19 protein-coding genes are annotated in these 19,522 nt (G+C 40.9%); 2 read left to right on the top strand and 17 right to left on the bottom strand.

Features of this window, described 5'->3' with window-relative positions:
* A complete protein-coding gene (locus ACEYV4_RS01795) occupies nt 1–1,020 on the bottom strand; it encodes a Gfo/Idh/MocA family protein (RefSeq protein ID WP_373841731.1) in 1,020 nt (339 codons plus the stop codon).
* 161 nt (nt 1,021–1,181) lie between these two features.
* Here ACEYV4_RS01795 and ACEYV4_RS01790 point away from each other — a divergent pair, with 161 nt between their 5' ends.
* On the top strand, nt 1,182–1,544 hold the full coding sequence (locus ACEYV4_RS01790; protein ID WP_373841730.1) for a DUF4828 domain-containing protein: 363 nt from the start codon (nt 1,182–1,184) through the stop codon (nt 1,542–1,544).
* A 36-nt stretch (nt 1,545–1,580) separates the two neighbouring features.
* Here ACEYV4_RS01790 and ACEYV4_RS01785 read toward each other — a convergent pair whose 3' ends face one another.
* From ACEYV4_RS01785 to ACEYV4_RS01730, 12 genes are all read right to left on the bottom strand, one after another.
* Nucleotides 1,581–2,156, bottom strand: a complete 576-nt coding sequence (locus ACEYV4_RS01785) for a TIGR00730 family Rossman fold protein (protein WP_373841729.1) — start codon at nt 2,154–2,156, stop codon at nt 1,581–1,583.
* Nucleotides 2,149–3,078: a malate dehydrogenase gene (locus ACEYV4_RS01780; RefSeq protein ID WP_373841728.1), complete on the bottom strand. Its 930-nt coding sequence runs from the start codon at nt 3,076–3,078 to the stop codon at nt 2,149–2,151. Before ACEYV4_RS01780 ends, ACEYV4_RS01785 begins: the two co-directional genes overlap by 8 nt.
* 88 nt (nt 3,079–3,166) lie before the next feature.
* On the bottom strand, nt 3,167–4,702 hold the full coding sequence (locus tag ACEYV4_RS01775) for a glutamate--cysteine ligase (protein ID WP_373841727.1): 1,536 nt from the start codon (nt 4,700–4,702) through the stop codon (nt 3,167–3,169).
* A gap of 91 nt (nt 4,703–4,793) precedes the next feature.
* Nucleotides 4,794–5,606: an EAL domain-containing protein gene (locus ACEYV4_RS01770; protein ID WP_373841726.1), complete on the bottom strand. Its 813-nt coding sequence runs from the start codon at nt 5,604–5,606 to the stop codon at nt 4,794–4,796.
* Complete coding sequence (locus ACEYV4_RS01765; RefSeq protein WP_373841748.1) at nt 5,599–6,906, bottom strand: glycosyltransferase family 2 protein; 1,308 nt, start codon at nt 6,904–6,906, stop codon at nt 5,599–5,601. The genes ACEYV4_RS01770 and ACEYV4_RS01765 overlap by 8 nt, the downstream gene beginning before the upstream one ends.
* 15 nt (nt 6,907–6,921) lie before the next feature.
* Nucleotides 6,922–7,428 (bottom strand): ABC transporter permease, encoded by a 507-nt coding sequence (locus tag ACEYV4_RS01760; RefSeq protein ID WP_373841725.1) that lies wholly within the window; start codon nt 7,426–7,428, stop codon nt 6,922–6,924.
* A gap of 104 nt (nt 7,429–7,532) precedes the next feature.
* Complete coding sequence (locus ACEYV4_RS01755) at nt 7,533–8,201, bottom strand: type 1 glutamine amidotransferase (RefSeq protein WP_373841724.1); 669 nt, start codon at nt 8,199–8,201, stop codon at nt 7,533–7,535.
* A gap of 116 nt (nt 8,202–8,317) precedes the next feature.
* Nucleotides 8,318–8,623, bottom strand: coding sequence for an MGMT family protein (locus ACEYV4_RS01750; protein WP_373841723.1), 306 nt, complete (start codon nt 8,621–8,623; stop codon nt 8,318–8,320).
* Nucleotides 8,616–8,993: a hypothetical protein gene (locus tag ACEYV4_RS01745; RefSeq protein WP_373841722.1), complete on the bottom strand. Its 378-nt coding sequence runs from the start codon at nt 8,991–8,993 to the stop codon at nt 8,616–8,618. The genes ACEYV4_RS01750 and ACEYV4_RS01745 overlap by 8 nt, the downstream gene beginning before the upstream one ends.
* A 63-nt stretch (nt 8,994–9,056) precedes the next feature.
* Nucleotides 9,057–9,995, bottom strand: coding sequence for a nucleoside hydrolase (locus ACEYV4_RS01740; protein ID WP_373841721.1), 939 nt, complete (start codon nt 9,993–9,995; stop codon nt 9,057–9,059).
* A 105-nt stretch (nt 9,996–10,100) separates the two neighbouring features.
* Complete coding sequence (locus ACEYV4_RS01735; protein WP_373841720.1) at nt 10,101–11,204, bottom strand: AAA family ATPase; 1,104 nt, start codon at nt 11,202–11,204, stop codon at nt 10,101–10,103.
* Nucleotides 11,205–11,795: 591 nt separating this feature from the next.
* Entirely contained in the window at nt 11,796–12,953 is a 1,158-nt protein-coding gene (locus ACEYV4_RS01730) for a CPBP family intramembrane glutamic endopeptidase (RefSeq protein WP_373841719.1), read from the bottom strand.
* 465 nt (nt 12,954–13,418) lie between these two features.
* Here ACEYV4_RS01730 and ACEYV4_RS01725 point away from each other — a divergent pair, with 465 nt between their 5' ends.
* Nucleotides 13,419–14,165, top strand: coding sequence for a sulfite exporter TauE/SafE family protein (locus ACEYV4_RS01725; RefSeq protein WP_373841718.1), 747 nt, complete (start codon nt 13,419–13,421; stop codon nt 14,163–14,165).
* 98 nt (nt 14,166–14,263) lie between these two features.
* Here ACEYV4_RS01725 and ACEYV4_RS01720 read toward each other — a convergent pair whose 3' ends face one another.
* From ACEYV4_RS01720 to ACEYV4_RS01705, 4 genes are all read right to left on the bottom strand, one after another.
* Nucleotides 14,264–14,824, bottom strand: a complete 561-nt coding sequence (locus ACEYV4_RS01720) for a TetR/AcrR family transcriptional regulator (protein WP_373841717.1) — start codon at nt 14,822–14,824, stop codon at nt 14,264–14,266.
* Entirely contained in the window at nt 14,817–16,139 is a 1,323-nt protein-coding gene (locus tag ACEYV4_RS01715; RefSeq protein ID WP_373841716.1) for a hypothetical protein, read from the bottom strand. The genes ACEYV4_RS01720 and ACEYV4_RS01715 overlap by 8 nt, the downstream gene beginning before the upstream one ends.
* 738 nt (nt 16,140–16,877) lie before the next feature.
* Nucleotides 16,878–18,254, bottom strand: a complete 1,377-nt coding sequence (rlmD, locus tag ACEYV4_RS01710) for a 23S rRNA (uracil(1939)-C(5))-methyltransferase RlmD (protein WP_373841715.1) — start codon at nt 18,252–18,254, stop codon at nt 16,878–16,880.
* Between the two features lie 254 nt (nt 18,255–18,508).
* On the bottom strand, nt 18,509–19,516 hold the full coding sequence (locus ACEYV4_RS01705; protein ID WP_373841714.1) for a diacylglycerol kinase: 1,008 nt from the start codon (nt 19,514–19,516) through the stop codon (nt 18,509–18,511).
* Nucleotides 19,517–19,522 lie beyond the last annotated feature (6 nt).

Genomic DNA, 19,522 nt, shown 5'->3' with positions numbered 1-19,522 from the left:
CTATTCTTCATCTTTATCGGCTGGGAACTTTAGATCAGCAGATTGCCGTAGTGAATACATCACGGAGTTAACTGTTCGAGCCAGGTCTAACCAGTGCTGGTACTTCTTCACTTCTTCCTCATCTTCAGGATTATTAAAGAGATCGGCAAAATCATTCATTTCATCAGTCATTGAATTCTTAGCCACTGGTGCATCTAAAACGTGAGCTTGTTTATTGGCATCGTAATAGGTGACCTTCTTAGTATCAAAGATGCTATCAAACACCAGGGTATCCTTGAGACCATATACTTCAGAATCAAGGTGAGAGTTAGCTGTCTTACCGAAGTTCAATGTTACTGAGAAGTCCTTATAATTCAACAAGGCAACTCCCTTGGCATCAACGCCGGTCTTGGCCAAAGTTGGGAAGTAAAGGACGGAAGCCGGTTGACCGAATAGAGTCACGGCACCATAAACAGCATACACACCGAGATCCATCAATGCCCCACCGGCAAACTTCAGGGTAAAAATGTTTGGATAAGGTTTGTCATCGGCTAAAACCTTGTCATAACGGGAAGAATATTTCATCACAGTAATTGTCCCACCCTGACAATGATTCTTCTTCATTTCGTTAAACTTAGCCAAAGCCTGTTTATAAAGTGGTGTGTGAATATGCCGTGCTGCTTCTACTAACCGGGCCTTTGGGTGAGCAGCCAGCAAGGATTCAATGGCTTCAAACTGGCTAGGATTAACGAACGCTGGCTTTTCGACAATGATGAATTTATCATTTTCAATCGCCAGCCGAACCTGCTGATAGTGAATACTATTCGGTGAAGCAATGTAAACTACGTCAAAATCGCCATCTTCAAAGAATTTATGGAGATCATCATAGTATTCGGTTGCCCCATACGGCCTACCATATTCTTTGGCCCGCGCCATTGTCCGTGAATAAACGGCTGTCAACTGGTACTTACCGGTTGTCTTAGCGGCGTCTAACATCTGATCAGTAATAATGTGAGTTCCAATAATTCCAAGCTTAAGCATTTTTTCGTCTCCCTTTACGCAGATTATTTTGCTTACACTTAATTCTAACAATTATTTCGTGATTTTAACAGAATTGAAATCTTCTCATAATAGAAATGTGTGTATAATATTGGTGACGTTAGGAATTATCACATAATTAATAATAAGGAGACTGAGGAAATATGAAAAAAAAGGGAATGTTGCTTTTTGGTGCGGGACTCATGGCTGGGCTCAGCAGTACTTTTGGGTTCAGTCATGCTAAGAAAAGCAACAATTCGACCGCGTTGCCAATTTTTTACACTGGTACTTGGCAATATTATGATAAGGAACGCGACCGATCCCATAAAATTACCATTTCTCCTGATTTAAAATTGGTCATCGACAACCAACCGATTCCGGCTACTGTTCAGCAAATCAAAGCTGACAAGTTGGTTTTTCTCGATAAGTTCGGCTACCATATTACTATTCGTGCTAATGAAAAACGCCCCGTCTCTTTAACAGACGAGGCTGATGATCAAATTTACACTATTCAACCGCTACAATAATCCGTGCGCCAACCTGTGGCGCTTTTTCTTTTTAAATTATTTTGACTGATACTGGCGACGCAATGGGGCGTGGTAGTGATTCATAAAATCAAGGATCTGGTCAAAATCAGTACCAAAATAAAGGCTATCAACATAGCGCTGTTCCAGGAAACCGGCTTGATTCATTTTAACTAGCAGGCCTTGTAAGTGGTCATAATAGCCGTCGAAGTTGTAAAAAGCAACTGGCTTAGGATTGTTACCTAAAGTCATCCAGGATGCTGCTTGACTAATCTCTTCTAGAGTACCCAAACCACCAGGTAGAGCCAGCATTCCATCTGCCAAGTTCATCATTGTTTTCTTTCGTGTATCCATATCTGGAACCACTTGCAGGTCGGTCAATTGGTCAAAGCCGACACCACGACCAGCTAATTGCTTAGTGATCACACCATAAACATTGCCTTGGTGCTCCAATACACCTCGAGCAACGGCGCCCATTAAGCCATAGCGGCCGCCACCATAGACGAGGTCGATCCCCTTACTGGCCATCTTAACGCCAAGCTGTTTAGCAACTTGTTCATAGTGAGGGTTTTGTCCATCACGGGCCCCACAGTATACTGCTAATTTCTTAATCATTTATCTTATCCATCCTTTGCAATGCCGCTATTTGCTGTTTAATCGTCGTAGCGGCGGTTTTAACTCCGGCCCTTTCAACCGGATAAAGTTTCAATAATAAAAGATTGCCAATTCCTTGCCGACCAATTAAAGCCGGAAAACTAACATAAGTTGAATATTGAGGTTGGTAAATTGCCACCGGTAAGCCTAGTTGCTCATTAGTCATGATGGCATTAATAATCCGCTGTGTCCAAACGCAGGCAGCGTGCGCATCATAGCCCATTCCATGGAGTGTATACCAATTACTGAGGTCGGCATTAATCTTAAGCTGCTGAACATCCAAGTGGTGACCATTAATGGTTGCATCCAGGGGTTGACCATTAACCCGCACCGTCGACCAGGCAAAGACCTGCTGACCATCATGCTGGCCATAAACAAAGCCAGCCACGTTGGCCGGTGATAATTTAGCCGCCGTTGCAATGGTGCGGTGTAAGCGAGCGGTCTCTAAGACAGTCCCAATTCCCAATACTTGTTTAGTTGGCAATTTTACTTGTTGTTGTAAATAAGCCGTGATGGCCTCATTAGGGTTTGCCAGGTTAATGATAATCCCGGTAAACCCGCTCTGGTGTAATTGGGGAGCAATCTGATTCACCATTGTGTGATTAATTGTGAGTTCAGCCATTAAATTCTGCTGGCGACGCTGACTGTCCCCTGCTGCAATCACCACTACCTGAGCATCCGCAAGAGCCAAATAGTCCTGAATAATAATCCGTGGCTGATTAGTCAAGGCCGTTGCCGCATCATTTAAATCACTTTGTAACCCTAATGCAAGTTGGTTATCACGGTCAATGAGTACTAGTTCGTCCACCGCCATAGTCACTAATAATTGATGGGCCAATAGACGACCAATATGACCTAAGCCAATAATTCCAATTTTACGCATCTTTAACCCTCTTTTTATTTCCCAGGAAATAAAAAGGCACCGCGATTACTAATCACCACGGTGCCTTTATTCCTGCTTATATTAAACACTACTGTTTCTCCTGAAACGCTCGTGCCTCCGGAAATGCTTTGAGAACAAACTCCCGAACATTTTGATTAGTAAAATCCAATTGTTCGTTAGGCTGGTAAATTTCTTGATGATCTTTGACTTGTAAAATCACCTTATCATCTTCTAGATGTATTAATATACCCAGCTCAATGGCAGCCCGAATTAAACGTTGAACGTCATCAGAATAGGTGTCGCTAATTGCTTGCAACGGGTGGTGATAACCAATATCGGCAGTATAACGGTCATTAGCAATCTTCAACCCATACGATAGAAGATTGCCATTTTCAATTTGATCAGCTAATTGGCCACTGATCGTCAAAGTAGGATCATCAATTCGGCGTTGAGCAAAAGTCAGGGCAAGCCGATATTCTCTTGGCGCATTAAAGTCAGCCACGAAGGTTTGCAATTCGACCATCAATTCATTTGCCGCCGTCTTCATCCAATCGGCTTCCTCTTGTGGCTTTTGTAAGGCTACTTCATTATTACGTTTACGAGCCTCAACCAGGTGGTGAGCTAGGTTATCTGGTAATGGTGATACCAGACTATCTAACAATAACAGCTCCAAGAAATTAAGCGTATCATCACTGATTCCCGTTCGTGACAGCGGATCAAGATCAAAATTCCGAAATTCAATGTAGTTAATACCTTTTTTAAGCAAACCCAATAAGTCATTATTGTCATGATTGTGGCGACGCATCCGAACCGGGCCAAAAAATTCTTTTAAATTATAAAATGAACCATTGTCAATGTAATTTTGCAGTTCTTGGAAATGTTCTTCTAATGAACTGTAGGTGACCTGTTCGGTAGCCAGGTTGTCATCCCCATAGTTACTGCACCGCAAGCTCCGGACCGGTAATTTCAAATCATTTGGGAAGCTATGAGGCATATCCTCAGTAACTGGACTGGCACCAAAGAGGTAAGTGAATAACCATTGATAAAGATAGAAGCGCTGCGCTAACTTAAAGTAGAGGTGGTTCTGGAAATCGGTCAGGCTATCATAACGATCCTGGTAAAAGTGCTTATACAATTCCTTGATAAGGTGATTGTTAAGGCTGACATTGACATGGACATCGCCCAAGATTTCCTGGGCAATCCCGTATTTTTTGCCCAAATAATCATGCCGTGCTTGTGCCCAAGGCTTGGTAAAGTCAGTTTTTAAAAATTCAAGGTCATTTTGGTAAAGTGGTGCTGGAGCCATACTCAATGGCCATAATCGCTCATCACTATGCAAATGGGCAATCATGATTTGCTCTAGCATCTTTAAATGCTGAACAGCCCGCTTACTCCCTACAAGTGGTGCCGTTTCAAAATCAATCATGTCATCAGTATAGCCTGAATTCAAATATAAGTTATACTGCCGAGAACGCAGACTAGCCGGATATGGATAGCGGCTCGCCCGTCCATTCGTCAATACCCGGTGTTTTTTTACTTCTAGCCCAAAACGACAGGCAAACATTTGGGCATTCAATGCCGGTTCCTTTAATGCCGCCTTAATCGCATCGTATTTTTCAGTCATCGCCTTCACACCCCCATCTTTTAATCTCGCAATTAACTCTAACACTTTTGGGACATAATGAGCAAGATTTTAATCAAATTCACCCGTTCTTTTAGTTGCCATTTGAGTGACTAATGTCTCGTGGATGATCATAAAAATAACCTTGTCGATACGGAATCTTCAATTGATCAGCTAATTGATCTTGTTGTGATTCTTCAACTTGTTCCAAAATCATTTGAAGATGGTACTGGGCCGCTTGCTTCTGCCAACCACCCAGGGTTACATCAATCCAATGATCATGCGATTTATTGAAAGCACTGGCCTTAAACTTAAGGTATTGGACATTGGGAAGAAACTTCCGCAAAACTTGATAAGTTCGTAATGAAGAATCAATATCTTCAATAATCACGGAAACACCTAAGTCGGCAATGACTTTTAATTGATGATTCAAACGATGTTGCTTAAAATAACTGCTCTGCAAAATTTCTTTGGCTCCTAATTCAAACCTGAGCTGTCGTTTACCCAGTACGTTTTGAGCCCAATTGATAAAATGATCCATTCGAAAATCCAAAACTTGGCTAACAGTCACGTTCAAAGTAATAAATTTAATTGAAGGCTCCAAATGAGGTACCAGTTCATGGATAACCATAATTACCCGACTAAGTGGAAAATCAGTTACGTGTTCTGGTAAATGCCACTGATGGGTTTGTGAATCATATTCCCGCAAAAGTAGAGCATACCCGACTACCCGTGAGTTTTGATCACAAATTGACTGGACAAAATAGCGATATCGTTGCTCCAGGTCATCACCTGTGTCAATCCCCCGTTTGCGATGGTAACGAATATATGCTTCGATACAGCAAGCAATTGCCACCAAGGTAAAAATGACAAAAATCCACCATAAGAAAATTGCTAAACTACGCATTACCATTTCCCCTTCTCTTTGGACTACTCCAGGTCCCACTGCCATGGCCTAAAATTGTTTTCACGGCTCGAACGAAAGTAGTCACGATGGTCAATGGGTTAACAATCCAAGTAAAAAGTAAGTAAAGCGGTGAGAAAAAGAGGTAACGAAGCTTGGTGCCATTTAAATCAAGGATCAAGGCCGCCAATACCTGAATAATTCCCGCAATTAATTGAAAATTGATGAAGATCATACTCATGGCAATCCCGTGCCAGACACGTTCATAATTACCCATAATGGCAAAATGCAACATCAGCAGGACAAAGATAATACTGGTAATCCAAAAGAAGAAAGACCAGATAATCGAAAGGGTCGTGTCAACAAGCATTGGAATTACATAACGAAAGCGCCACGGGTGAAAAAGCACTTTGGTGAAGTTGGTTAACCAAACCTCGGTTCCCCCTTGAGCCCACCGTTTACGTTGTTTGTAGAGGTCACGAAAAGTCTCGGGAACATTCATATGAAAGACAATATCGGGAGCAAATTTTGGTGTCATATTCATAAAGGTATGGTCCCAAGCAATACTAATATCTTCAGTCGCCCGATCTTGTCGAAAGCCACCAACACTAATTAAATAATCACGACGGTACATGGTATTAGCACCACTATAAGCATACATGGTATTATTAACCGCCGTCTGACTACGCTTGATAATACCGACGATACTAGAGAATTCCACGGTTTGGGACTTACCCCAAAGTGTAGAACGATTGAAGACATCCATGTTAGCAGTAATCGCCGCATAGTTAAGCCCCTGTGGACTCTCAAAATAGCGCATGTACTTGGTTAAGGCATCACGTTCCGGAATAGTATCGGCATCATTACTAAGAATGTATTTCCCCTTGGCAAAAAACATCCCAATGTTGAAGGCATGGGCCTTACCTTGATTGTCGGCGATTCGAATAACCCGTAATTTAGCATAGCGTTTCTGCAAACGCGCTAAAATTGCGGGTGTCGAGTCGGTACTACCATCATCCATCACCAATACCTCGTAGTTATGGTAATGCAATTCATTTAAAAGATAGTTAAGGGTGTCTTCAATTACTACTTCCTCGTTATGAGCCGGAACCATAATAGTAACGAAAGGTTCTCGTTCCAATTTACCATCTGGTGCTAGTTCATCATGACGGCGAAAAATAGTATAAGAAACAGCTCCCCAGAACCAAAACATGGCTCCCAAGATTGGATAAATACAAAGAATTAAATTAATTACTAATAAAAAGGTCAGCCACGGAGAAGTCGTGCCAAAGGCCTCATTCATAATTTCCGAAACCAATTACTTCGCCTTCTTCTCAATAATCGTTTTTAATTGGTTCTTAGTCAGATTTTGTTCTGGCTGAACCACGTAGTAACGAACTGCATGCCGCTTTTTAGCTGGTCCAAAACGTTTAGTCATGAAATTCTCAGCAGCGTCAATCTTACGTTGATTCTCGTCCAGGTCAATCATTGGCCATTTTTCAACTAAACCATGGCGGCGTTGGTTTTGAATAAAGCCAACCGCCAAGCAAAAGACCGCAATCATCCCCAGGGCAAATGTTAGGAAAACAATCAAAAAATCGATTTCTTGAAAGCCTTCCCAATAACGCCAAAAGAAAAAACCGTGGCGCCCATGCGTTAGGTGAGCCCGGTAAGTCATTATCGTCACATAACAGGGAATAATAAAGATCAGCCAACACAACAATGCCACTAACACCTGACGAATTTTTAACCACCAATGGCCACGCTCAAAAAAGTCATCGTAGAAATTGCGGTGTCCCATCCTATGTTCTTCCTGTTTATCCATTATTAATTCCTCTTCATTTTAAAACTACAGGCCCTATTTTAGCACAACTAAAAAGGATAGTTGTTGCAGTACAGTATTTTTAGCAATAACTATCCATTAAATGACTATTTATTAATGTAATCTAATAGCTTAAACATTACTTGTTGGTTTTCCTTCGGCACGCCATGAGCAATAATCTCTTGTGGTGTTTGATGAAGGTCATTATGAATCAATGAATATTGGTTGTCATTAATTGCCATTTCACGCACATTGTCAATTTGTGGTTCAAAATGAAATTGCAAACCAATCACATTGTCACCGAGCAGGAAGCCCTGGTTTTTCACTAAGTCAGATGAAAAAAGCAGTTGGGCTTGATTTGGTACCTGAAACATCTCTTCATGCCAGTGCAAGGCCTCTAACTGATTAGGGATCCCTGGAATAGCTTTACTTTGCAAATAAACCGGGGCCCAACCAACTTCCTTATGTGGGGCTTTACCAATCTGACAGCCTAACGTCTTTGCAATCTGTTGAGCACCAAAGCAAGCTCCAAAGATGGGCTTATGTTGGTCCAAGAGTTGACGGATCAGTGCCCGTTCCTGTTTAATCCAATCTAAATCATCATTAGGACTCATTGGCCCACCAAGGATAACGAGCAAGTCAGTTTCATCTGCAGTCGGCAAGTTACCAAATTGATAAGGATGGTAAACATAAAATTCGGCATGGTGCAGATGGGCCCAGTTTTGGATAGAACCTGGTCCTTCGTTAGGAGTGTGTTGTAATACATTAATTCGCATAGTAGTCCCTTTCCATCAACGGCAATGTTGAAATAGGTATCGCCTGCAAGTACCTAAGTTGAACCCTATTTTAACATGATCTTGATATCAATTAATAATTTCCCGGGAAATATTAATTAACCCTGCCATCGGCAACGTTTAATATCAACGTGATCACTATCTCTAAATGGGACTCCTTCACTAATTAACATCGGACGCTGATCAAGCCAACCAGGAACCAGACGACCAGTGGCTGTCACAACCCGATGACAAGGATATTTCCCATATTTACTAGCATTATGCATAATCCGGCCTACCAAGCGGGCATCGTGTGGTCGACCAACTATTGCCGCAATCTGTCCATAGGTAGCAACTTTCCCCAATGGGATTTTTGCCACCACGCCTAAAACATCAGTGATTAACTGTCGGTTCATCTTAGTCATTATGATCCTCCCGTGGAGCAGGATGAGCAATCTGCAGGAGATGAATTTCTGCAGGAGTGGCAATCCCGTCATTATAACGGCGAGCACAGTAGCGCAGCTGTCGGATCGGCAACCATTGCTTTCCTACCAGAGTTTGTACTAGACGAGGTGCCGCATCTGGCCCATATCCCTTGCCCGGCCGGGCACGATCCAGACGCCAACTCGGCCGAGTAATCAAGCGAGCATGGGGTGTCCGTTCGTGCCAACGGGCTTCATAACGCCAGCCTTGTTTTTGCCAGGTGTATTTGACCTGGTAATAACCAACTTTAACTTGATTACTTACCCGTGCCCCAGCCGGAATCGGCCATGGCGCCGTTTGTCGTAGTCCCATCTGCTCACTTCCCTGTCCATATAAAATAACACTCGATTTAGTTAACCGAGTGTTTAATGTTTATTATTCAAGATGGGCTGACTTCGCTAGGTCATCCATCGTTTGGAAGAAGGCGTCCTTATCTGCCTTAGTAACCAAAGTTAGTGGCCGACCAGTAGCTGTCTTATAAGTCCGACCAGCAGCCCGTCCCTTGGTTTCCACGGCTGCCTTAACCGGTGTTGACTCCACTAATTGGGGATAAAGACTAGATAGGGTTGTTAATACATCCCACAGATAATACGTCGAATCTGCCTCATCTGCTAATACCAAAGAATAACCCTGACCGATCAAGTCAATGGCCGGGTATTTGCGTAATCGTGCCCAGTGCAAACGAAGATCCTTGGTTAAAGGAATTTCTTCGGTACTCTCTAGACCAACCATCTGAATCTTGAGGTGTGAAGCAAAGACCGTCTTGACCGCCTCCGGATCCCAAAAGGCGTTCCATTCGGCAGTACCATCAAAGCCCATTTCATTAACATTACCGTGGCCATCAAGACAACCACCCATCCAATAAAGGCGTTCGATGTGATCTTGAATGCTAGGATCAATTCGTAAAGCACGAGCAAGGTCGGTCAGTGGCCCCGTCATAATCAAGGTAACGGGTCCGTCCGCTTGTTTAATCTTATCAATCATGTCTAAATGAGCAGGCTTGGCAGCTTGCTTTGTTTTAATCGTGCCGTGTTCATTCAATATTGGAAAAGCATCGAAAGAAAACGAACTCAAGCGCCAATTAGACGGAAATTGATGGTGTGCTCGAGAATTCGATTTGGCAACTTCCAATGGATCATGGCGACGGTTGAAACGATCAATAATCTTTCGTGAAGCCTCCACTGCAGGATTAACGTAACAATCGGCATCGGTAACCGCAACACCGAGTAGCTTAATATTTGGTACCTGAAGTAATAAGAGCAATGAAACCAGGTCATCAACGTTGCCATCATGGTCAAAGTAAACATTCTTCATGGTGATCTTCTCCTCCTTAATTTGAGAAAAGTATAGCACAAATGACAAACAGTTGACTGAATATTTTTAACTGTCATTCGGTAAGTGATGATCACAACGAAATAATCAATTTTCGATCAAATATTGGCCATCCTCAATTACAAACTTTTTAAACAAGGGCAAAGCAAACTTAAGATGTCCATACCCGGCCGGAGCAATAATTTGACTGTCAATCAATCGTCGACGATAGACTCCGATATACCCAGGATTTCGCTTTAATTTTTTCCCAAGATAAGCTACCGAAACCGGATATTGGTCGGCCCGAGCGGCAGCGATGACAAATTGTTGGTCAACCGGTGAGAGTTCTTCCATCATTTTACTATAGGCATTTCTGCTTAATTGAGCTTGGTATTGCGGAAGAATTTGATCAACTGTTTGATTGGTTATTCGCTTACCAGGACTTTGCCACAAAAGGTAACCCATTAATTGAAAAGCATAAGCATAGCCGTCAACCAATTGGGCTACCCTTCTAACCACTTCCGGTTTAATATTTGGATCGCGTTTAGTAAGTTCATATTGGTACTGAGCGCGAATATCAAAGAAATTAAGTGGAGATAAGTTTACTCGACCACTCCGCAATAAGAAAGTAAGAACATGGTTATTTTGAAGTTCTTGAACATTCTTAGGAAGACCAGTCATGATAATCGAAATGGGCAATCCTTCACTAATTAGGACTTGGTAAACTGATGCTAATTCCACCATACCAGGGACATCTTGAGCTTCATCAATCATTACTAAAACATTTTGCTGATGTTCTTTTAAAATCTTTAGCATTTTCTCTAAAAGAATCTGGTAATTAGTCGTTGACTGCACTCGCGAAGAAGAATGATCAAATGAAATTCCACCAATTGAAAATTGAACTCCCGAAATCTGATCAAGCAATTTTTGGAGAGGTGTAGCTGCTTTTTGATAAAGCAAGTCAACTAACCTGCCAATCATATTATTACCGATGATTAGGTGCAATACTAACCAATTATCATCTTGGCTAATTTGTTTACCGACCTCATTCATAAAAACTGTTTTGCCTACTCCCCGCGTACCGTAAATAAGTGTAGTTCGATAAGGAGTATTAAGGTCTTTAATGCTAGCTACTAGTTTTTGAAGAATTTCACTACGATTTAGTAAAACCGTTGGTTGAATGCCAAAGCTAGGATTAAATGGATTTTGCACCGATAGTCCTCCTTTATATCTTTTTATATCTCAAATATTATTTTATATCTTTTTATATCTTAGTGCAAAATTGCAATCACAATTCTGATAAAATCTCACAACTACAATGAAAAACCGTTGATAATACAAATTACGACGATACTAAAAATGTCCGAGGTCCTTAAACAGCACAATGCTTATAACATCATATGATATAATCATTGTGCGAGAAGTTTTATGGGCGATGGCTGTTTCCTCGAAATGAGGTGGTTCCGATGAACTATTCTTCAGAAAGGATTACAGCCCATGAGCGTCTACCAGGCACTCATGCTAACGTTAATTTGCAACTTTTATTGTTGCATTACTAACTTTTATTTTCACATTTTGTGCATAATAAAAGACCGTCCAGTTAATTTTGGCAGGTTGCGGACGATCTTTTATTAGATAAAAAGTAACCAAGCCACCGCCTTTGAAGCGGCTCGCTTTTTTGTTTACATTTGTATTTTACCATCAGTGATAGTTACGAGCAAATTGAATACTTTAGAATCAATGAATTCTTCGGAAATTTCATTGTTTTTTATGCTTTTGATTTCCCCAGAATCTTTCATTATGTCATTCTCTATATATTAATAGTCCTGCGTGATCTTCCATTACTTGATGCCTTTTACCAAACATCATCCAGGTCAGCAGTACCAGCATCAAAACGGCCAAATTAATAACTGACTGATAATCATTTAAAGTAATGTTACCACTCAATGACGAGTTCCCGGTAACACTATACGAAAGCAAATCCATTGCAAAATGAATTACGATAATAAGTTCTAAGTGACCCGAATATAAGAATAATAACGAAAAGAAAATGCCCGATACTGCGGTAAAGCAAAATTGATAAATAGTTAAAGCTAACCCTTGTCCTGTTAGATTAAAGAAATGAAACAGGCCGAAAAGAAATGAACTACCAATAATAGCAAGTGGTATTCTTAATCTTAATTTTCTAACAAAATACAATAATAAGGTCAAAATACCAAAGCGGCATAACATTTCTTCGCCGATTCCTGCTTCCATTGCTCCTAACAGCAATTTCCAAAATCGCAGTGAACTTAATTTAGTCCAAGTATTGATATTCACTAAATTGCTATATATAAACAAGATAATTAATACAACGAATACCGATGCCACCAAAACATTACCCTTAGAATGGTTCTTAATTAATAAGATTGGATCTCCAAAGTTCCAAGATTGCATTGCCCTTGTTAAACTAATCGAATATGCAATTGCACCAATTAGACCGGTTGAAAAGAATGCTCCAAACCAGGGATTGGTAGAAGTAGTTATTCCAAAATAACTTGACGGTGCAATCGCTATCTGGAAGAAGTAAATAATCCAAAATAGTCTTAAATAATTATTTTTAATTGGGGTTATAAATTGTTGAACATATGGTAAAAATGATATCGAATACCAAATTAAAATGCACAAGCCAACTATCGGAGCAACCCTAAAAGGTGTGATGAGTGTCAATAAAGTTCCTGCAGTATATGAAAAAACAAATGGTTCAAATAGTATTTGAACGTTTATATTTACCCTACGAGTTGTTCCTGATAGGCTGAAACATCCACCGGCTAAACATACTCCCAAGATAATTATTGAGAAAATACCTACAACAATTTTCAATGGTTGTATTGGTTGAATAAAAAGACTGATGACCTGGATCCCAATTAAGATTATCATTTGCAGAATATAGCAGTGCTTAATATATCTATCAAATTCCATGATGACCATACCTTATTTTTTACCCTTAATTATACAAAACTGTGAAAAGCCAAAAACATAGATAAGAAGAACTATCGAACATTTAAGTATTAATTACTACTGCTAAATTCTGACTTTATGAAATTGCTTTGCAATCAAGCTCTCTGCTATTTATCTTGCATATTTAAGAGGGCATTATGTCTTCTTCTCTTTCAATATCACTTTCTTAATAGCACTCAAGCTTTTACTAAATATACCATTTTAACCAACTAAAAAATCACCATCTTCCAGCGCTACATAGAGTTCACATTCAAAGATGGTGAAGCAATTAAGATTGAAATGTGAATTGTAAATTTCACAATAAATACTAATCTACACGATCTTTACAAGCAATCCTTGTTTTCCTATAATAAAAATTGATTTAATAGAAATCGGTATGTGCAGGCGTATCCGAAACAAAATTGTGCCGTTGAGAAAGGATTTACTATGCTCTCAATGGCTTTTTTAGTACTGATGAGTTTATTTGCCGGAATTTTAACCGGCATTATTGGGATGGCGTCTTTGACCCTCTATCCGGTTCTGGTTTCAATCGGCGTTCCGGCTATTTCAGCAAATGCAACAATCACGGTGGCAACGGTTGGTGCGGGGATTGGTACCACAATGGCTTCGCTAAGGGAATTACATCACCACTGGAAAATAGCTTTCACCGCTGCTTTGCTTTGTACTAGTGGAAGTATTATCGGTGCGCTAATCCTTATTCATAGCAGCAACGCTAGTTTTAAAAAAGTCGTTCCATTGTTTATTTTTGCAGCTGGAATAATGTTGCTTTGCCCTAGCAAGTCAAGTTCTAATCCCGGTCAGCAAAGGGGCCTGATAACAACTATCTTAGGTTGGCTTGGGATTGTTCTAATTGGTCTTTATAACGGCTATTTTGGCGCAGCTTCGGGTCTACTAATGATCGCGGTTCTTTCCAAAATTGTGGGCGGAAAATACGTAACTTATAACGCCATCAGGAATTTCTCTTCGTTTTGTAGCAACGTTGTGTCAGCTATTATGTTTATCATTATGCTAAAGATCCAATGGAACCTCATCATCCCATTACTCATTGGACTATTTATTGGTGGTTATATCGGCCCTGTAATTGCCCGGCGTATTCCCGAAAAACTCATCAAAACGTCTGTCGGAATTATTGCACTTATTCTAGCTGGTATCTTAGCCTGGCAAGCATATTAAAAATCACCATCTTTCAATGCTACATGGAGTTCACATTCAAAGACGGTGAGATGATTAAAGTTAAGATGTGATTGTTACATTTGTTATCCAACTCAATTTTACTTTTTCATATTATCCAGCCATTCAAAAGTACCTTCCATCATCCTGGAAAAGCTTTCATTCGAATTAAGTTGCGGATTATTAAACCAACCATTAATATTATTATAAATATCCCCAACTAAAAGATCACGAAAAATTCGACTCGCCAACAATCGTTGCTTCCCCTCCTGATAAGTTGACTTGATTAAAATGTTAAAAAGCTTACGTAAATGTTCAAAGCTCGCCTGACTTAACAGTTTGGGGTCGTTACGTATTAAGTTGAGGGTAAATCGCGCCAAGTCTGGATTATCTAAAGCTTGCTGTCGAATTGTTAAAATAAATGTCGTTATTGCTTTTCGGCCTTGTTTACCGAACACCTGCTCTTTACAGGCATCAATTATCTGTTGAACAATCGTAACTACAATAGCCTGATTTAATTCGCTTTGGTTTTTAAAATAAAAATATAAAGCTTGAGAATGAATACCCAATTTATGACTAATGGTTGAGAAAGACATTTTTTCTTGTTGCTGAATAATACTAATACCCGTTTGAATAATTAACTTTTGATTTAAGCTAGTCATCTTTTTCCTCCCTGTGAATTATCTGAGCCGTCCGTAAGATAAAACCTGTTGCCCAAAGGACCAGAATAATTTGAGTAAACAACAGCGGTTGAATAAACTTGGTCGTAGTTTCATGAAACGTAAAATCTGCCAATATACCGAAAAGGCCAGCTTGCCGTACAAAGCAGAGCAAGCTAAGCCAGAGGATTAACTGGGTAGTTAGCCCGCCAATCGACATCAATCGATATGAGACCATATAAGAATTATGGACGTTGCCTTGAGCATCATAAGCACAAATTGCAGCCTGATTTTGCACAAAAGCAAAGGCTCGAACGAGGAAGATGCCAATAAAGTAAGTATAAATATTCAAAGTTAACAGCATTCCCAAAATGATACCAACTAATTCAATCATAAAGGGAGTAAATGGTAATTGATTGGCGAGCCAATTGACCATTTTCTTTCCCAGAAGAAAGGCCAGAATATAAGAAACAAGGATCCAAGCATAAACCTTAATCCCAAAAATCACGCCAAGATAGAGGGCACTAAAAATTGCACAGAAGTCTGCACAAATACCAAAAATCATTAGGCGCATTCTTAAGCCTTTAGAAATATTGGTTTGATGTGGCCGGTTTGAAATAATCGCCATAATTATGGCAATTAAAATCACAGCTAACAGTTCAATTCCTAGCAAGACTGGTTGCCCTTGACCTAGGCTGCGCCCAATTCGGACTAGAAGGACCGACCCAAAAAGCAAGAAGAACAACACAACGTTAAACGGGTTTAATTTGACTTCACTTTTACTTGGTTTGCGAAGCGGATCATAGTAAAAGCCCACCACACCTAAAGATGCAAAAAGCAAAACTGTTGCAAAGGCAATTACAGGTTGATTTTTCCCAGTTAAAATAATCATGCCTATCATTAACAAAACTGCAAGTAATAATAACCATGAATTGTTTCTTTGTTGATTTTTAGATTGGCGATGCGTTAAATTAAACTGTTTTTGTACTGAAGGAAAAAAGGCAGCGCCAATTCCAACGAACATTCCCGAAAGATCCCAAATCATGGAATTCAGAGTGCCAAACAAACCAACAATTAATCCAAAAACGGCCGCTCCTAATCCGATCCAACCAAATAAGTTATCATGCTGCTCATTACCACGAATCGAAAATAACGCAGTTCTTCTAAAAGAATAGAACAGTGCAAACGGCAACGCATTGACGACTATATCACCTCTTCGTGAGCTAAGCATAAGATACAATAAAAAAGGAACTAAATTAATGGCAAAGCCGCCAATATTTAACAAGAGCTGATTATGTAATTTAAAATATTCGCGCATTTCTGGAACCCCTATTACTATTATTTACACTATGTAAATAATAGTTACATGTTGATAAAAAATCAAATTAGCAAAAGTATCATTTCTGATGGTGACAAATCTGATTTAATTGCGAGAAGCCATTTATTAACATAAAAAACGTATTAAGCTCCTTTATAATATTGCTTAATGACAAATATCGGTTCAAGGTTAATTTTCTTACTTGAAAAACAATTAATCGAAAAATCACCATCTGCCAACGCTAAATGGAATTCACGTTTTTAAAGATAGTGAAGTGATTAAAGTCAACACGTAAATCACTAATTTCACAATAAATACTTATCGGCAGATTTACTATTTTCTTTACCAAACAATGAAAATTACTAAGTGTGGTTTAGCAACCATGCTTTTCTTTTTTGCTAAACATAGTTGATTATACAATTCTCCTCAATAAAGCATATTCAACAAGACAAAATTCAATTTTTGTTTTGTTACAATAACTTAGTCCTTTCAACTGTTAAACTAAAATTCAACCATTTTGATACCCGCATCAATTCTACCGTATCATCCTTTATCGCTACTTTCAGTGTATCAATCCACTCAATTCTCAAAAACGGACACTTGTATACTCAACTTGTGAAAAAGGACATTGAACACTCGAACCTCTGTCCCGAAAAGCAAAAAGTGTACTAATTCCAATCGTATGAAATTAGTACACTTTCAATCTATTCAGAATGCCTTCATACCGGCATTTCCAACCTATTTTCCTGTCCGTTCCAGCACCGTCACGCTCTCCACATGTGTCGTCTGGGGAAACTGGTCAACCGGTTGAATTGGTTTGGTAACATGGTAACCCTGATCGGCAAAACGTTGGATGTCTCGTACTAGGGTTGCGGGGTTGCAAGATACGTAGACGACCTTCTGTGGCCTCATCTTACCAGTAGCCTCAATTAAAGAAGCAGCCAAGCCCTTACGTGGTGGATCGACGATGACCACATCCGGCTTAAGCCCCTGAGCCTGCCATTTAGCAAATTGGTCCTCGGCTTTACCAACATAGAAGCGGGCATTTTTGATTCCGTTATGTTTGGCATTTCGCTTGGCATCGCGGATAGCTGCGGGCACGATTTCAACCCCATAGACTTGTTTGGCATGTTTAGCCACGGCCAAGGAAATCGTTCCAATCCCGCAATAGGCATCGATAACCGTCTGGCTTCCATCTAAGCCAGCACTATCAATTGCTATTTGGTAAAGGCGCTCGGTCTGTTGGGGATTAATCTGGTAGAAAGATAATGGTGAGATTACGAAGTTGATACCGAGCAATTGGTCATGAATCTCCGGCGCACCCCAGAGTGTTTTGTCTTTAGTACCAAGTAAGCGGTTAGTCTTCTTATCATTAATATTCTGCACAATGCTCTTGACTTCCGGTACCCCGGCAACGATGCCAGCAACGATCTGATCTGCCATCGGTAAGCGGTGGGTATTGGTGACCAGGGCAACCATTACCTCATGACTGTAGTAGCCGCGGCGAACCATCACCGTCCGGATGCATCCCTTCCCGGTCCGTTCGTCATACGGGGTAATATGGTACTTACGCAAAAGATCACGAACCACCACGATGGCTTGATCAATTTTCGGGTCCTGGATATAGAAGTCTTCGATCGGTACTAGGGTATGACTCCCCCGCTTGTAAAAGCCAGTTTCAAGCTGGCCCCGCACCATCTTGACCGGCACCTGGGCCTTATTCCGATAGTGATATGGTTTTGCCATCCCCAACGTTGGCAGAACTTCAATCTTATCCAGGTGGGCCTTCTCCAACAATTCCTTAATCTGGTGCTGCTTAAATTTTAGTTGCGCCGCATACTTGAGATGACCCAGTGGTGCAATGCCGGTTTGGATATAGGTCTTATTCTTCACCGCCACCCGATCGGGACTCTTAGTTTGCCACTTCATTACCCGACCCCAGGCAAAGTTGCGAGTAACCTTGGTAACCTTAATTGTCACCTGTTCCCCTGGTAAGGCATTAGGTACAAACACCGGGAAGTCATCGACCTTAACGACCCCGTTACCTTGGTATGTTAGGTCGGCAACCGTCCCCTGGTAATCATTATTCTTATGTACTGGTACTTGAACCTTCATTGGTCGCATTCCCTCCGTGATTTAAAACTAACTTTTATTATAGCAGATCAATTAAAATAGTCTCCATTATTCCACATTCCACACGGATAGTTCCTATTAGAACGGAATAATGGAGGCTTTAATTATTAACACACTTTGGTCATTTCATGAAACAACAGTCTCCTCCGATCAGCATAGTTTAAGTAATTATTTTTGTACTTTAGCTAACAAAAACCGCACCGATATTGCTATCAGTACGGAATAATGCAGAATCTTTATTTGTGATCCTTATGGTTAATCTTGTCGACTCCTTCAACGAAGTCTTTTTCAACCCGCTTGAAGTCAGCCGATTCGGTAATCGCATCATCCGGAATTTCGTCGAGATTGGCAATTACTTCCAGGTGTTGCTTCAAATCATGAAACTTCATCGGTGCATCCCCGCCGTATTCGCCATCCAGATTAATCATCATTCGGTCATCTGGATCCAACGGGGTAATCGAAACGTTAGCCGCCTTCGCATAGATAATTCCTGGATCACCAATATGTTTCCCCTGCAAGGCCTTCGCCATCAGGGTCATCATATCGATCAGACTACTCTTCTTAACGATGATCATTGTAAAATTACCATCATCCAAAGAGGCATCCGGAACGATCTGCTCAAAGCCACCCACCGAATTGGTGAGGGCAAGAAAGATTGTTGAAGCTTCGCCCTGGTATTCGTGGTCGTCATACTTAACGTCCACGTTGACCGGCTTGATCCGTGGCAGGAGTTCAGCTCCCTTGGCAAAGTAGGCCGCATAACCGAAGAGTGACTTCATCTGTGAAGGCACATCGTAAGTTAGCTCAGTTAGCGTGCCCCCGGCGGCAATATTCATGAAGTAATTCTCACCAGCCTGACCAATATCAATCTTGAATTTTTTATTCTTCTTCAAGATTAACTTAGCGGCCGCAATCGGATCATCACGGGGAATTCGCAGGGCCCGGGCGTAATCATTGGTCGTCCCAGCTGGAATGATGGCCATCGTTGGCCGGTGCGGCAGGTCAGCGATCCCGTTGACCACCTCGTTTAAGGTGCCATCACCACCAGCAGCGACAATCAGGTCAAAGCCTTCCTTAGCTGCCCGCCGCGCTTCATTCTTAGCCGAATCCGGTGCTGGCGTGGTTGCAAAGGCCGAGGTTTCATAGCCTGCCTGTTCATAAACTGACAGAATATCCACCAGGTAATTACGCATTGTCTCACGGCCAGAAGTCGGGTTATAGATCACTCGTGCTCGTTTTCGCATGACAAT

It is taken from the genome of Limosilactobacillus sp. (genome assembly GCF_041859915.1).
In the GTDB taxonomy this organism is placed as follows: Bacteria; Bacillota; Bacilli; order Lactobacillales; family Lactobacillaceae; genus Limosilactobacillus.
The sequence above is the reverse complement of the archived record's forward strand: the minus strand, read 5'-3'. Positions and strand labels throughout refer to the sequence as shown.